Below are 14,986 nucleotides of genomic sequence, written 5' to 3'. Positions count from 1 at the left end.
CTTGCTGCCGGCGCACGCGCCGCCGGAGCGAAACGGGCGGGCGCGAGCCGTTGCTGACGGCAACGATATCCAGCGCCTGGCGCATGCACAAATTAAATGTTGGAATCCAGCATATTCATTTTTCGAATGCGGACCGGCTCCGGGTATCTTCCGCCAGCACCCGCGACAGCACGCGCGCCAGCGCCTTCACCATCGGATCCGCCGCCGGCCGGTGCAGCAGCGCCACTTCGAACACGTCCACCGCCGGCAGCCCGGCGTTCTTCGGCAGCACCGCATGGCCTGCGCTCACCGCGCGCAGCGGCAGCAGGCCGATGCCCATGCCGTCGGCGATGGCCGATTGCAGGCCGCTGAGGCTGGAACTGGTGAAGCTGATGTGCCAGCGCCGGCCGACCGCTTCCAGGGCGGCGATCATCTCGTCGCGGTAGACTCCGCGCGGCGGGAAGGTGACGATGGGCAGCGGGTCGAGGTCGATGCAGGGATTCCTGGCGCTGTCCACCCAGCATGTCTTTTCCGGCCAGCAGGCCAGTGCCTCGCGGCTGGCGCGGCGCTGCTTGAGCAGCACCAGGTCCAGTTCGCCGCGGTCGTAGCTGGCGCTGAGGTCGCGGCTCATGCCGCTGGTGACTTCCAGCTTGACCTGTGGATAACGCCGGTTGAAGGCCGCCAGTCGCTCGGTGGTGCGGCCGGCGGCGAAGTCGTCCGGCACGCCGATGCGCACCGTCAGCGCCACCGTGGCGCCGGACAGCGCCTCGGCCAGTTCGTCGTTCAGCGCCAGCAGGCGACGCGCGTAGCCGAGCAGCGTATCGCCGGCGTCGGTCGGCAACACGTCGCGGTTGCCGCGCTCCAGCAGGCGGTGTCCGGCCATTTCCTCCAGGCGGCGAACCTTCTGGCTGACGGTCGACTGGGTCGAGTGCAGGCGCGCGGCGGCAGTGGTGAAGCTGCCGCAGTCGGCCACCGTGACGATGGCGCGGAGCAGGTCGAGGTCGAACAGGCGGCTATTCGATTTTTCACTGTCGCTCATGGTCGTATCGCATTTTCGAATGTCGTCGCCGCTTTTAGCAGGCCGTGCCGTCAGCGGCAACCGCTCAGCGTCGACGCAGCGTGCCCAGCGGTCGACCAATGCGCTGGAAGCGGCGGGAAACCCGCCAGGCGGTCATGCATGCGCCAGGAACAGGACTGCGGAGCGCTACTCGGGCACCTCGACGTTGACCTGTAGCGCGTCGTGGCGCCAGTACTCCAGGTCGCAGTCGATCAGGCGGCCCGCCTGGTCGCGGTTGACCCGCACGATCTGCAGCGCCGGGCTGCCCACCGAGACCCGCAGCGGCCCGGCGGCCTCCGCCGGGAGGATGGTCGGGACCATCTCGAAGCGCACCCGGCCATAGCGGATGCCGTAGTGGTTGGCGTAGAGATCGGTCAGCGAGCGAGTCAGGTCGAAGCGCTCGATGCCGGGAAAGTAGGCGGGATTCAGGTAGTGCTCGACGTACAGCACCAGCCGCCCGTCGACCCGCCGCGCCCGGCGGATCTGGAACACCCGCGACAGCGCCGGTAGCTCCAGGCGCTGGCAGATGTCGACGCTGGCCGGGATCATCGCCGCGCCGAGCACCTCGGTCTCCGGCACCCGGCCCTGGTCGGCGACCATCGCGTGGAAGTGGCTGCGCACCAGCGGGTTGTACAGCAGCCGCTGCGGCGAGACGAACCAGCCGCGGCGTTCCTCGCGGTAGATCAGGCCCTGGTCCTCCAACTGGCCGAGCGCCTCGCGCAGGGTGATGCGGGTGGTCGAGAACAGCTCGCTCAACTGCCGTTCGCTGGGCAGCTTGCTGCCGCGCGCGAGCAGGCCGCGCTCGATCTGCTCGCGCAGGGACTGGTAGATCACCGTCAGGGGGCGGGACGGCTCGTCGCGCATATCGACGCTTCTCCGCTGGGGCTCCGGGGGGGGCTACAGGGTAATGCTTCCGGGCCGCCGGCGGTATAGCGCGACGCGCCTTCTCAGCGCCATTGCAGCACCGGCCAGCCGGCCTCGCGGGCGTGCCCGAGCAGCGCCGGGTCGGGGTTCACCGTGTGCGGCCGGTCGACCCGCGAAAGCAGCGGCAGGTCGTTGCGCGAGTCGGAATAGAAGGTCGCGCCGGCCAGCGTCTCGCCCTCCTGGGCCAGCCAGGCATCGAGGCGGCGGACCTTGCCCTCGCGGTAGGTGAGGGTGCCGCGGGTGCGCCCGGTGTAGAGGCCGTCGCGCTCCTCGATGTCGATCGCCAGCACCTCGTCCACCCCCAGCCGGCGGCCGATGGCGCTGACCAGGAAGTGCGCCGAGGCGGAGATGATCAGCAGGCGGTCGCCGGCCTGGCGGTGGCGTTCCAGGCAGCGCACGGCGTCGGCGTGGATGCGCGGCGCAACGATCCGCGCGACGAAATCCTCGACGGCGCCGGCGATTTCCGCCGGGGTGCGGCCGGCGATGGGCGCCAGGCTGAAGTCCATGTAGTCCTCCATGGCCAGCCGGCCCTCGGCATAGAGTTCCATGAGGCGGCGTTCCTGGTGCAGGAAGGCGGTCTTCTCGACCCAGCCCAGTTCGGTCATGTAGCGCCCCCAGAGGGTCGCGCAGTCGCCGTCGATCAGGGTGTCGTCGAGGTCGAAGAGGGCAAGTGGCATAGGCGGTTCCTTGTTCGCTAGGGATTGGCCCGGCGCGCCTGGCGCCGGGCGGTGGTTCGGAGAGGTTTCAACGCGGCTTGCCGGCCGCCAGCAGCGGCCCGCCGGCATGCGCCTTCGGTTCGACGCGGCGCGTGCCCGGCCGGCTGTTCCAGAACGGCACCAGCAGCAGGCTGGCGAGCAGCGCGGTGGCGGTGAACACGAAGAACACCGTGAGGGTGTCGAAGTAGCCCGGCAGCAGGCCGCCGAGGATCGCCCCGACCGAGCCGCAGCCGTTGACGAAGCCGGTGGCGGTGCCGGCCGCCTCGCTGGTGCCGAAGTCGATGGCGGCGGCGCCGCTGATCATCGAGTCCGGCCCGTAGAGGGTGACGCCCATCATGAACAGCAGGCCGACCACCAGGTACAGGCTGCCGCTCTGCATCGCCGGGACGAACAGCGCCAGGCTCAGGGTCAGCGCCGCCAGGCTGAGCACGCAGGCCGGCATGCGGCGGGCGCCGAACAGCTTGTCCGAGGCCAGGCCGATGAGGATCGGCCCGGCCAGCCCGGCGACCTCGAAGGCCGAAGGCACGATGGCCGAGGCGACCTTGCCGATCTCCGGCATGCGTTCGTAGATGATCACCGGGCCCCAGAGCAGGATCGCGTAGCGCGCCGGCTTGAGCAGGAAGTAGGCGATGCCGAGGACCAGCACGTGGGGATTCCTGAGCGCCTTCAGCAGGGCGCCGGAATGGCTCGGCCGGGGCGCGTCGGCGGGGGGCGCGGCCTCGGCCTCCACGGGCGGCAGGCCGACGTCCTGCGGACGGTTGCGCTGGAGGAAGAAGAACAGCACGGCCACCGCCAGCACCACTCCCGCCGAGGACAGGAAGGCCATGCGCCAGTCATGCGTCAACCGGTAGGCGCACCAGCCGGCGAACGGCGTCGCCACCAGCCCGCCGAAGGCGTAGCAGGTGCTCCACAGGCCGAGCACGCGGCCTCGCTCGTAGGTGGCGAAGAAGGCGCCGATGTTCTTGCACAGCCCCGACCAGCCGGTGGACTGCGCCAGGCCCTGGACCACCATGCAGGCGGCGAAGATCGGCAGGGTGGCGAAGGTACCCATCGCCAGCGCCGCCAGCGCCGAGGTGAGCAAACCGCCGAGCACCACCACGCGGGTGCCGAAGCGGTCGGCGAACACCCCCCACATGAACTGGCCCACGGCGTAGGCGGCCAGGTAGAGGGCATCGAGATCGGCCATGGCGCTCTTGTCGAGTTCGAAGGAGGGGTCTTCGGCGATGCCGAGCTTGGCCACCGAGAAGGCCTTGCGGGTGAAGTAGAAGGCGGCGTAGGCCAGCCAGGTGATGACGAAGATCTGGATGCGCCAGCGCTGGAGCGATTGCCAGCCACGGTGCAGGGTACCGTTGTGGTTGTTCATGTGGGTCCCTATGGGTCTAGACAGTGCGGGGAGGTTGTTCTTGTTGTGCTGCTGCAAAGCTGTCCGGATGCATGGTCTAGGCCAGATGCCTTTTCCATGACTTTTTTCGTGCGCAAGGTTGGCTGTCGGCGCGCTCCTGCTCGGTCCTGCCGAGGCTGAGATGGATTGTGAAGGTGTGGCGGCGGTGCGTGGCGCCGATCCGGTCAGGCTGGGCCGGCTGGCGAAGGTCAATCTAGCACCGGGTATTTTTATGGTCTAGACCAAAAATAGAGCGAAACCATTCGATTTTTTCGGGGGATTGCCCGGTATTGGTGCGTTTTCTTGTCCTGGTTGCGCCTTTGGGTGGGACTTTCCCGCGTATTTTCAAGAAATTGGAATAGACCAGATTTTCGATGATGTGCCAGCGCCTCTGGCGCGCCGTGCGCCGCCGCTGGATGGCCGTGTGTCGCGGCGCTCGGCTAGACTGCGGGACCTCGCGCCGGATCGGACCGCCATGCTGAGAAACGTCACCGACCTAGACCTGCGTCTGTTGCGCATCTTCGCCTGCGTGGTGAAGTGCGGCGGTTTCACCGCGGCCCAGGCCGAGCTGAACATGAGCCAGTCGAACATCAGCATGCACATCGCCAGCCTGGAGAAGCGCCTCGGCTACCGGCTCTGCGAGCGCGGCAAGGGCGGCTTCCGACTGACCGCCAAGGGCCGCCGGGTGCTGGAGGCTTCGCGAACGATGTTCGACGCCATCGGCCTGTTTCGCGACCAGGCGCAGGCGTTGTCCGGACGTTTGGTCGGGGAGCTGTACCTGGGCCTGGCGGACAATCTCGCGACCTTGCCCCAGGCCCGTTTCGGCGATGCGCTGGCGCGCTTCCAGCGGCGCGACCAGGATGTCCAACTGAACCTTTTCGTCAATTCGCCCACCGAGCTGGAACTGGCGGTGATCGAAGGCGAGCTGGACCTGGCGATCTCCTATTTCAGCCGTTCGCGGCCGAGCCTCGAATACCGCCCGCTGTATCGCGAAGAGATCGGCGTGTTCTGTGGCGATCGCCATCCGCTGTTCGCCGAGGCGCAGCCGACCCTGGAGCGGATCGCCGCCTGCGACTGGGTGATGCACGGCTTCCTGCCGGAAAACCTGGTCCTGCCGCTACGCCCGTCGCGCAGCCGCGCCACCGCCTACCACATGGAAGCGGTGGCCCATGCCGTGCTGGCCGGCACCCACCTGGGCTACCTGCCGACCCATTACGCCGAAGCCTGGATCGAGCGCGGGCGGATGCGCGCGCTGTTGCCGGAGCGGCTGAGCTATCCGGTGGAGCACAGCATGATCGTCTATGCCGGGCGCCCCCTCAGCGAAGCCGCCCGCGCCTTCATCGACGACCTGCTGCAGGTCCACGGCCTGGGGTCCTGAGCACTCAGGCGAGAGTCCCTGCCACCGCCTGGCGGTAGATGCGCGCATAATCCCGGGCATCGAGCGGTAGGGCGTTGGTCGCCGAGGAGGACAGGTCGGCCAGCGCCTGCTCGCCCACCCATTGCGCGTCCTCGCCATCCAGGCCGAGGGCGGCGAGGTTCGCCGGGATGCCGATGCGCGCGCGCAGTTCGAGGATCCACGCCAGCAGGCCGTCGAAGCTCGCTTCGTCGAGTTCCAGGTAGCGCGCCAGGCGCGCGGCGTCGGCTTCTATCGCCGGGCGGTTGGCCAGCAGAACGTAGGGCAGCAGCACGGCGTTCAGCAGGCCGTGGTGCAGGTGATGGCGAGCGCCCAGCGGGTGGGCCAGGGCGTGGACCCCGCCAAGCCCCTTCTGGAATGCCACTGCGGCGCTGGCCGAGGCTACCAGCATGCCTTCCCGGGCGGCGAGGTCGTTGCCGTCGCGCACGGCGTTTTCCAGGTGCTGCCTGACCAGGCGCACGCCTTCCAGGGCGATGCCCGCCGACATCGGATGGTAGAGCGGCGAGAACAGCGCCTCCAGGTGATGGGTGAGGGCGTCCATGCCGGTGGCGGCGCTCAGCGCCGGCGGCAACCCGCGGGTCAGGCGCGGGTCGAGGAATACGCAGGCGGCCAACAGCTCGCGGTGGCCGACGACCCGCTTGATGCCCAGTTGCGTGTCGGTCAGCACCGCCTCGCGTCCCAGTTCCGAGCCGGTGCCGGCGGTCGTGGGCAGCGCCAGCAGCGGCGGCAGGCCGAGCGGCGGGTAGTCGGCGAGGGTCGGATAGCTGCGCAGCGTCTGTGTCCATTCGAAGCGTTCGAGTCCGTGCGGATCGCGGCTGAGCAGGGCGATTCCCTTGGCCGCGTCGAGGGCGCTGCCGCCGCCGAGGGCGATCAGCGCGTCATGCCCGCCGGCCTCGAAGCGCCTGGCGCCGCCCTGGACTTCAGCGAGGCTGGGGTTGCTCGACAGTTCGTGGAACAGGTCATGGTCGATGCCGGCGCGTTCCAGGCACTCGCGCACCAGGCGCAGGGGCTCCAGGGCGAGCATGCCGGGATCGGTGACCAGCAGGGGCCGGCGTGCGCCCGCCAGCGCGCAACGCCTCGGCAGTTGTTCCAGGGCGCCGACGCCGCAGAGGATATCGGTGGGGTAGTTCCAGTAATGCAGGTCGCTCATGGCGATGCTCCGTGAAAGCAGGATGAGCCGGGCCCCGCCGGGCGCGAAGCCAGCGTGCGGGAACAACCGGAGGAGGCGCCGGAACGGCCGGCGCGTGCGGGTCAGTCCGCCGGCGGAGCGGCGAAGCTGAGGCTGGTGGCGATGCGCCGATGCGGCTTGGCGATGACCATGTAGAGCAGGCCGAACGCGGCCAGCGCGGAGAACACCACGACCACCGCCCAGACCTGGAACCAGGGCGCGTCGGGCGGGGCGAGGCTGGCCCGCGGCCAGGCGACGTTGAGCGCCTCGAACGACAGCCAGGCGACTGCCAGGACGTTCACCGCCAGCCCCGCGCGTCCCAGGCGCAAGGCGCCCTTGTCCGGGTCCCAGCGGCCGACGAGGCGGGCCCAGAGGGCGCAGGCGGCGACGATCAGGAAGACCACGAAGAAACCGCCGCTGCCGAACGCGATCAGCGTGCCGACCGCCGTGGCGTTCAGCCCCAGGGCCAGGCCTAGGCTGGCCAGCAGCGTGCTGCAGACCATCGCCGCCATCGGCACCTTGCGCCGGTCGACCCGGCGCAGCAGGGCGGAGCCGGGCAGGATGGCGTCGCGCGCCATGCCGAAGATCGCCCGGCCGATGTAGGTCTGCACCGACACCACGCAGGCGACGAAGGCGATCAGCACCACTGCGACGAAGGGCCGCTCGGCCCAGGCGCCGAAGGCGTCCACCACCGCCGGGGTGACCGGGTCGACCACCTGGCCGCTGACCACCGCGCCGATGTCCTGGTAGGACAGGGTCACGGCGAAGGCGGTGAGCATCACGGTGAGTCCCACCACCAGCATCGAGCGCAGGATCGCCCGGGGAGTGGAGACGCGGGCATCGGTGGTTTCCTCGGAAATCTGCGAGCAGGCGTCGAAGCCGAGGAAGGCCCAGCCGCCCACCGCCAGCGCGGTCAGCACGCCGTCCAGGTAGGAACCGTCCGCATCGCCTGTGCCGCCCGGGCCGCTGAACAGCAGGTCGAGCGGATGGTTGCGGAAGAACAGCAGCAACAGCACGCCGATACCGATGGAGGCGATGGCCTCGGCGACGATCCCGGCATTGACGAAGTACTTCAACGGGTTGATCCCCAGCAGGTTCACCGCCAGTCCCAGCGCCAGCAGCAGCGCGCCGCAGAGCACCTGGCCGTTGGCCGACGGCGGCGCGCCGGTCGCCAGCAGGCCGAGCCAGAAGCCACCGAGGTAGGCCACGGTAGTCAGCGAGGCCAGCGCCGAAGCCAGGTAGAGGAAGCCGGTGAACCAGGCCAGGCGGTCGCCCACCAGGCGCCGCACCCACTGGTAGCAGCCGCCGGCCAGCGGAAACTGCGAGGACAGCTCGGCGTAGACCAGCGCCACGCCGAACTGCAGCAGCAGGCACAGCGGCACCACCCAGACCCAGGAGGGGCCCATGCTCATGGCGCCGAGGGACATCACCGAGTAGATGCCCACCACCGGCGAGATGGTGGCGAAGCCGACGGAAAAGGACGACCACAGGCTCAGCCCGCGCTCCAGTTCCTGGCGATAGCCGTGGGCCGCCAGCAGGCGTTCGTCGCGGGAGGTATCGCGGAGATCAGTCATGGCGGTCTCCGGGCGAGCGCTGCGGGGAAGGGGAAAGGCGGATGCCACCGGTGCGATGGGTGAGCATGGAGAGTCCTCGTCGGCTATTGGAATTGTTATGGCCGCTTCCGGGACGAGCGAAAGCGTGGCAGACGCAGGTTAGGCGGATTATCTATCAGGATGAATTCATATTCGATTGGGCTGGCATCAGGAAAACCTGATGTATGGCCAGGCCCCGAGAAGGCCGGCTCCTGCGAAGGGAGCCGGCCGGTCGCGGCAGCTACTTCAGGTCCTCGCGCGACGGTTTGCCGGGCTGGCTGGCGTAGTCCGGCAGGGCGCTGATCGCCTGTTCCTGGTCGGGGATGCTGGACGGGTCGAGGTCGCCGCCGACGTTGCGCGGGTCGGTGGGGATCGCCGAGGGAATCACCACGGTGCGCTCGGCCAGCGGCCAGCCGAGGATGGTCTCCAGGCGCCCGCCTTCCTCCTCGGGGCCGGTGATGGCGTCCAGGCGCAGCGGCAGCGGATGGCCGATCAGCCGTTCGACCTCGCCCGCCGCCTCCGGCGCGGCCAGGGTCAGGCCGGTGCGGTAGAAGCCCGGCAGACTCGAGCGCGGCACATAGACCCGCAGCAGGGCACCGTTGCGGATCCGGCCGCGCGCGTCGGGTTCCTGGTCCTGGGCGTAGCCGTAGGCCAGCGCCGGATCGCCGGCGATATAGAAACCGCGCCAGATCGCGTCGAGGTCCTGGCTGCGCGCGCGCACCCCGCCGAAGACGATGCTTTGCGCCGCCTCGAGGAAGGTGCCGTGGTAGCCGACGAACACATAGCCGCGCTCCTCCAGTTGGCGGTGCGCCTGGAGCAGCCGCTCCACCGTCCAGTTCTGCGTGCCGCGGGTGCTGAAGCTGACGTCGCCACCGTCGCCGAGGAACTCCGCGCCAGTGGGATAGTTGCGCTCCAGCAGGGCGTCGCCGCTGTCCGCCGGGCCCGCGCATTCACCGGCGGCGACCGGGCAGGTCAGGCTCACCACGTCGGCGCTGGCCGCGCCGGCCTCGTCGTTGCCGGTGCCCTGCCGGACGAAGCGCTCGCTCTCGGCGGCGGCCAGGGTCAGGGCCAGACGGGCCTGCTCCGGCTGCTCGCGGATCGCTTCGCCCAGGTCGCCGCCGCTGCCGGGGCTGGCCAGGGCGTTGCGGATCACCTGGTCGACCTGGTTCCACGACAGCCGCGCCGCCAGGTAGAGGGCGACCAGCCGCTGCACCGGATAGCCGCACTGCTCCAGTTGTTCCCAGCCGCGCGGCTGGCGATGACGGGTGAAAGTCTCCAGCGGCAGGTGGCAAGCCTGGTGCGCGGTCAGCGCGGCCAGGCTGCCGCCCTCGGGGAAATGCAGGCGATGACTGATGACCGTGGGCTTGATGTCCAGGTCATGCTTCGCCGGGTTGCCGGCGAGCACCCGGTAGATCTTGCCTTCCCAGGTATCGTCGAGGTTGCAGCGCTGCTGGGCGAGGTAGTTGTAGACCCCGTCCAGCGGGTCGAGCAGGCACAACACCTTGCCGCTGGCCCATTCGCTCCAGCGCTTTTCCCGGCGCGGCTGGGCCTGGGCCATGACCACGCTGACCCCGGCATGGCTGATGGCGAGCGTCGGCTGCATCTCGTTGCTCTCGTGCGCCCTGACGAAGAAGGTGGCATCGCGTGCCAGCTTCGCCAGCAACTCGTCGCCCATCTCGATGGTGTAGATCGGCGACATGTGGCTGAGCTGGTTACCGGCGTTCAGTTCGTGGATGAACACCTTGATGTTCGAGGGCTTCTCGTGGCCGATCGGTACCAGCCAGTTCAGCGACCAACTGCCGCGCGCCTGGCGCGTGTAGCTGTAGCGCACCGGCTTGTTCGGCTCGACGCCGCCTTCGAGGCGGATGGTCAGGCCGTCGCTGGTGATGCTGAGGGCGTTGTCGATGGCCAGCTTGAGCGCGTCGTTGCCGCCCTCCAGGACCATGGAGTAGTGCAGCACGCCCTGGCCGTTGGTGTCGGCGATGGCCGGGTCGACGCTCATGCGGCTGGAACGCACGCCGTCCTTGAGGTCGAGCACGCAGGCCTTGGCGCATTCGTTCCAGAGGTCGAAGGCTTCCTCGGCGGCGGACGCGGACGAGCCGCCGGCGAGCAGGCCGAGGCTAGCGACCAGGGGGATCCAATGGGGTGTCAGGTGCATCGCGATGGCTCCTGTGATGGGTGAAGGATGAGGCTGATCGAGCGGTTGGTTTTTCTTGTCGGGCGAGCCGGCGGAGAGCGGCGGGGCGTCTAGGGTGCGGGATGCGGGGAGGCTGGCGGGGAGCGGAAGAGGGCTTTTATGGGATTTATGAACTGGATTGCAGAGTGGAAGAAATATCCATGGGCGAGGGGACGGACAACCGTTCCTGGGCTTCGGATGAGAGTAAGTGGTCGAGGCACTGGGCGAGTGACGAGCCCCCCTCGGGATCGATCAAGGGGAGCTTGGTCGGGTTGGGATTGCAGCGGTTCCGACTATGCCTGTGCCAGCATCGCCGCGAAGCGTGCGGCGGGCCATTGCTTGCGGTCGGAGACCTGGCCATCGCCGAGTTCCATCAGGCGCAACTCGCCACTGGTCGACTCGACCACGTCGACGGAAAAGAACGGGCAATCGATACGTTGTGCCACCTGTTCCACTAGCGGCGGGACGGTATCGAGACGCCCGTGAGCGCGGCCGTGAAGAACGAAGTAGCGTTCCTCGGTTTCCGCACGCAGCGCCTCGAACTCCCGAAGGCATACACCGCCTTCGATGGTGCCTCGATAACGCTCGATCGAATCGAGGACTTCCCGCACTTCCGCAGCATTGGTGGCCTTCGAGCCGCGCTGGGTGGTCAGGGATTTCACATGGTCCTTGACGAACCAGGCGCGCCACGGGCTTTGCGCCAACACTGCCTCGAAGTCGGCGTTCCTGGACAGGAACAGGGTCGCCGGCGTGAGGTCCTCACAGAGCGGATACCACTCCGGCAAGTAATGGCAGTGCCGATATTGCTGTGGACTGGTCAGGGGCCGTCCGCCAGCGACGAGGATCGCGCCGTGCAGGCGAGCGTAGTTTTCCGGTGTGAGCATCCAGCCGCGATACAGCACCTGGGGGTTTGCCGGAAACTCCGGGCGGGCGCGAAAGCGTCCACTCTCCAGTTCCTCGTCGCAGAACAGCGAACAGGCCAAGCCTGCCGAACGGGCCGCGTCATATTCCTCGACGAAGAGTTCATCGACCGCGTTGCTGCGGTCGGGGGCGGAGGGGTAAAGCAAGTGCATCGCGAACCTCGCTGGGTCGGTGGATGGTCATTCGGCGACGGCGCAACCAAGACGTACCACGAGCGTGCTGTCGGCCGCCAGTTGCGCATCCGCTGCCAGCGTTAGGGTACGGGTGCCTTCGTAGCGACCGTCGAGCAGACCTTCCTGAAGGACCTGTGCCTTCGCATTGGCATGCATGGCCAGCAGCCGATATCGCACCAGCGCTGAGGTACAGCCGCATTCGCCGGTGGAGCGCCGGGCCTCAAGGATGATTGGCTGGTGCAACTGGCCCTCCGCCGTGTGCGGTGCACCGAGCCGGGCGGCGAGGCAGGCGGAGAGGGCATTGTCGAGCGTCGCCGCGTCGGCGAATGGGGCGGCCAGGCAGAGGCTGCCGAGGAGCAGAGCTTTGGCGTCCATGTCGGGGTTCCGCTGGGGATGGAAAGGGCATCATGGCTGAGGTGGCTTTATTCGTCGAACGATGGCTGGCCCTGCCGGTATATCGGCCAGGACTTCAAGCGTTGCGGAAACGGCCTGACCAGGTGCAGCGGCTTTCAATCAAAAACGCTGGGCTCGCAATCAGCGTGGCTTTGTCCGGAAGCTCGCGAAGGGGCGGCATGGATGAATTTTGAAAGTGGGAGTTCGTTAATGAACTGAAGGTATGCGGCTTCCGTGACTGGCCGGGGTAGATGAGGTGTGCGTTCAGGAAATGACCGTTTGATGGACACATGCGCAAATGAGTCAGCTCTATTGAAGGAAATCGATGACGCTCATGGTCGTGTGGAGGGATTGTAGTTGATTGGCGTGTGTGCCAGGTGCATTGGCGTTGATTTTAGAAGTTGGATTCCAGTGGGCACATATTCCAGCAAGAATACCTCTGTATATTTTCTCAAGCTCAAATCGAGGTAAAAACTATGGCTGATGCACCACAGCCACTGATTGTTAGATACTCAAGTCGCCCCGGGAAACCTGGCGGAGTTAGCATAGACGTATCACGAGACAGGCAGGACATACTAAGCAACTATCCGTTCGGTAACCCTTTCCGTGGTTTTACTCTGGCCATGGAGGCTGACTTCAAAAAGAGGAAAGAGAGTCTGGAAGCCGACGTTCAGGCAGAGTTGGATACGGAAGCTGCCAAGTATCCGGCACTATCTGCCAGCTTCACACCTGAGCAGTGGCTGGAAAGATCAACCGTAGTTGTCACCGGGCTGCTAAATCGAAAGCGCCCTGAACTAGATAACGAATTGGATGTGGTTCAGAACTCGGCTAGTCTGGATAAGCTACAACACAATCATCCTGAATGATCAGATCAATAGTCTTCAAGAGCGCTTGAACAAGCTCAATGCTGAAACCGACCGCCGCCGGGCGGAGGCAGAAGCCCAGCGTCAGGCAGAAGCGGACGCCAAACGCAAAGCGGAAGAAGCGGCACGCCTGGAAGCCCAGCAGGTCACTCAACAGCTCGGTGCCGACTTCAACGCGATCACCACTCCGACCGCCACCAAGGTCCAGCAACGTGTGAAAGCAGTGGATGCTAGTCTGTCTCAGGTTTCCACCCAGGTCAGTGGTGCAGTCGCCTCGGCAACCCAGGCGGTGCAGGTCAAGACAGCGCAAGCCCAGCAACAAGCCAACAGCCAGATTTCGTCCAGCCAGAACCTGATCAGCGCGGCATTTCGGAATCAGATTGCCTTGGCAGCACAGGCCAGTGGAGAAGCCCAGGTCACGGCTTTCAACACCAAAGTCAAGCAGATCGTCAACGAAGCCACGGCGTTTTCGACAGCACGAAAACAAGCGCTGGCTCAGTTTGCTGCCAATGCGGCCGCCGAGGTCGAAACCGAGGTCAACAGGCTAACCGCCCAGGTCAAGGCCAGCCCCACCAAGGCGGCTTCGCAAGCTGCACAAGCAACCCTTCGACAATTCACTGAAAGCACCTATGCCAAGGTGAACACCTTTGCCCTGCAGACCGAAGCAGCGCTGCAGGCCAAAGCCAAGGAGGTTTCGGCAGCGGTAGCCGAGGCACAGCGTGCGGCGACCAACGATTTGCAAAAAACAGCCGATGTAGTACCAGGTCAGATCATTCAGGCTGCGAACACCTTGGCGATGCCGGCCACCTCTACGCCGCTGGTTTCGGTGGCCGGGTTTGGTAGTGCGGCAGTGGAGACGGCTCGCCTGGCGGCTTCCCTAACGAATGCTGTCAATCGCTTGATTCAGATTGCTGGTAGTGGACCTGGCGCATACGTGGCCACCTTCGCGGTGCTATCGCTCTACTCCGACCAGGCTGGTAAAGACAGTGACAAGGTTCCTGCCGGCGTTCGCAATGCATTGGCACTGGAGGCGTCCGCTCTGGGGCTTCCTGGCACGGCTGATTTGCAAAGCGTCGCCAAGGCAGGTGGCACGGTTGATATGCCGGTACGACTCACGAGTGCTGCACAAGAGAGCCCGAGTGGTAAATCGCAGATTGCCGCGATGTTGACCAACGGTGCAACTGTCCCCAAGGGCGTGCCTGTTCGCGCCGCGACCCTCAATACTGCGACAGGCCGGTATGAGGTGACGGTTCCCGCAAAGTCCACCGTGCCGAATACACCCCCGCTGATCTTGACCTGGACCCCTGCTACCCCTCCAGGAAGCCAGAACCCCTCAAGCAACACTCCGGTCGTACCGCAGCCGGTTCCGGTGTATGAGGGAGCAACGATCACCCCAGTGCAGGCCGAACCGGAGTCCTATCCGGAAGTGCCGTTAGATCTGGACGATCTGATCGTGATTTTCCCGGCGGATTCTGGAGTCAAACCTGTTTATGTAATGCTCAGTAGTCCTCTTGATAGTGGTATATTCACGAGAAAGCAGCTGCTTAAGAAATATCAAAGTCATGCCGATGACTTTGGCTTCGCCGGCAGAAATGCAAATAACACCACCTTGGCGGAGTTCAGAGATAAAATTCTGGAACACCTTGGCTTACCTTCAACTATTGAAAAAGGTGTTTATCATAGATATCAAGGATCCAAGGTATTTTACAATCCTGACACTAATATTGTGGTTGTTATCAAAGAGGATGGAATGTTTTTGTCAGGGTGGTATCTTGAACCAGGAAGCAAACAGGAAAAAAACTATTTTGAGAATGAGGTGCTTTAAATGAGCATGGCACTTATTGATCTTGCAAGAAATTTTTTGGATGGATCGTTAAGCGGAAAGAGTTTCACAAAAAAATTCTTTGAAATGTGGCGTAGCGAAGGTGCGTCAGGATTGCTGAAAAAGGATGATGATAATCTTGGCGCTTGCCTCAGACTTATGTTTGGAATGGCAGATTGCTTCACGGATGGCCCGAAGGATGATGATGGTGAGATAAATGAAGAGGAGCTAAAACAGGAAGTTAGAGAGCTTTTGAAGAAATATAGCTATATCTAGCTGATAGTCTTTTATATCCAAAAATATAGATCAGGCGAAGTCAGTTTATGGGCTTCGTCTGCTTCTTAGGGAAACTTCCGAATAAGCCATCAGATTCGGCTTCGACGGCGGCGTGTCGATGCTCGCCGCGT

12 protein-coding genes and 1 pseudogene are annotated in these 14,986 nt (G+C 65.3%); 4 read left to right on the top strand and 9 right to left on the bottom strand.

Features of this window, described 5'->3' with window-relative positions:
- Window positions 1-115 precede the first annotated feature (115 nt).
- The 4 genes from HMPREF2924_RS19240 to HMPREF2924_RS19225 all read right to left on the bottom strand — a co-directional run bounded on the left by HMPREF2924_RS19240 (window position 116) and on the right by HMPREF2924_RS19225 (window position 4,039).
- Complete coding sequence (locus HMPREF2924_RS19240; RefSeq protein ID WP_003133861.1) at window positions 116-1,018, bottom strand: LysR family transcriptional regulator; 903 nt, start codon at window positions 1,016-1,018, stop codon at window positions 116-118.
- A gap of 165 nt (window positions 1,019-1,183) precedes the next feature.
- On the bottom strand, window positions 1,184-1,900 hold the full coding sequence (locus HMPREF2924_RS19235; protein WP_003086532.1) for a UTRA domain-containing protein: 717 nt from the start codon (window positions 1,898-1,900) through the stop codon (window positions 1,184-1,186).
- Between the two features lie 83 nt (window positions 1,901-1,983).
- A complete protein-coding gene (locus HMPREF2924_RS19230; protein WP_003086534.1) occupies window positions 1,984-2,637 on the bottom strand; it encodes an HAD family hydrolase in 654 nt (217 codons plus the stop codon).
- A 67-nt stretch (window positions 2,638-2,704) separates the two neighbouring features.
- Window positions 2,705-4,039 carry an MFS transporter gene (locus HMPREF2924_RS19225; protein ID WP_003133858.1) on the bottom strand — a complete coding sequence of 445 codons (1,335 nt, stop codon included), beginning with the start codon at window positions 4,037-4,039 and terminating at the stop codon, window positions 2,705-2,707.
- Between the two features lie 493 nt (window positions 4,040-4,532).
- Here HMPREF2924_RS19225 and HMPREF2924_RS19220 point away from each other — a divergent pair, with 493 nt between their 5' ends.
- Window positions 4,533-5,435 carry a LysR family transcriptional regulator gene (locus tag HMPREF2924_RS19220; protein ID WP_003116332.1) on the top strand — a complete coding sequence of 301 codons (903 nt, stop codon included), beginning with the start codon at window positions 4,533-4,535 and terminating at the stop codon, window positions 5,433-5,435.
- A gap of 4 nt (window positions 5,436-5,439) precedes the next feature.
- On the opposite strand, the gene HMPREF2924_RS19215 is transcribed toward HMPREF2924_RS19220, so the two are convergent.
- The 5 genes from HMPREF2924_RS19215 to HMPREF2924_RS19195 form a co-directional block, all read right to left on the bottom strand.
- A complete protein-coding gene (locus tag HMPREF2924_RS19215) occupies window positions 5,440-6,621 on the bottom strand; it encodes an iron-containing alcohol dehydrogenase (protein WP_003133856.1) in 1,182 nt (393 codons plus the stop codon).
- Window positions 6,622-6,722: 101 nt separating this feature from the next.
- Window positions 6,723-8,213 (bottom strand): APC family permease, encoded by a 1,491-nt coding sequence (locus HMPREF2924_RS19210; RefSeq protein WP_003140554.1) that lies wholly within the window; start codon window positions 8,211-8,213, stop codon window positions 6,723-6,725.
- 259 nt (window positions 8,214-8,472) lie between these two features.
- Window positions 8,473-10,389 carry an exotoxin A gene (gene toxA / locus HMPREF2924_RS19205; protein ID WP_003133852.1) on the bottom strand — a complete coding sequence of 639 codons (1,917 nt, stop codon included), beginning with the start codon at window positions 10,387-10,389 and terminating at the stop codon, window positions 8,473-8,475.
- Window positions 10,390-10,700: 311 nt separating this feature from the next.
- Window positions 10,701-11,480: an ATP-grasp domain-containing protein gene (locus HMPREF2924_RS19200; protein ID WP_003133850.1), complete on the bottom strand. Its 780-nt coding sequence runs from the start codon at window positions 11,478-11,480 to the stop codon at window positions 10,701-10,703.
- A 27-nt stretch (window positions 11,481-11,507) separates the two neighbouring features.
- On the bottom strand, window positions 11,508-11,876 hold the full coding sequence (locus HMPREF2924_RS19195; protein WP_003133848.1) for a DUF2195 family protein: 369 nt from the start codon (window positions 11,874-11,876) through the stop codon (window positions 11,508-11,510).
- A gap of 494 nt (window positions 11,877-12,370) precedes the next feature.
- Here HMPREF2924_RS19195 and pys3 point away from each other — a divergent pair.
- From pys3 to HMPREF2924_RS19185, 3 genes and pseudogenes are all read left to right on the top strand, one after another.
- Window positions 12,371-14,267, top strand: a pseudogene (gene pys3, locus HMPREF2924_RS19190) (pyocin-S3); the annotation flags it as partial.
- Window positions 14,253-14,582 (top strand): colicin D domain-containing protein, encoded by a 330-nt coding sequence (locus tag HMPREF2924_RS36785; protein ID WP_174217859.1) that lies wholly within the window; start codon window positions 14,253-14,255, stop codon window positions 14,580-14,582. The pseudogene pys3 and the gene HMPREF2924_RS36785, both read left to right, overlap by 15 nt.
- Complete coding sequence (locus tag HMPREF2924_RS19185; RefSeq protein ID WP_031690664.1) at window positions 14,583-14,855, top strand: colicin immunity domain-containing protein; 273 nt, start codon at window positions 14,583-14,585, stop codon at window positions 14,853-14,855. It begins immediately after the preceding gene.
- Window positions 14,856-14,986 lie beyond the last annotated feature (131 nt).

Origin of the sequence: Pseudomonas sp. HMSC063H08 (assembly GCF_001813645.1) — a bacterium.
In the GTDB taxonomy this organism is placed as follows: domain Bacteria; phylum Pseudomonadota; class Gammaproteobacteria; order Pseudomonadales; family Pseudomonadaceae; genus Pseudomonas; species Pseudomonas aeruginosa.
The sequence above is the reverse complement of the archived record's forward strand: the minus strand, read 5'-3'. Positions and strand labels throughout refer to the sequence as shown.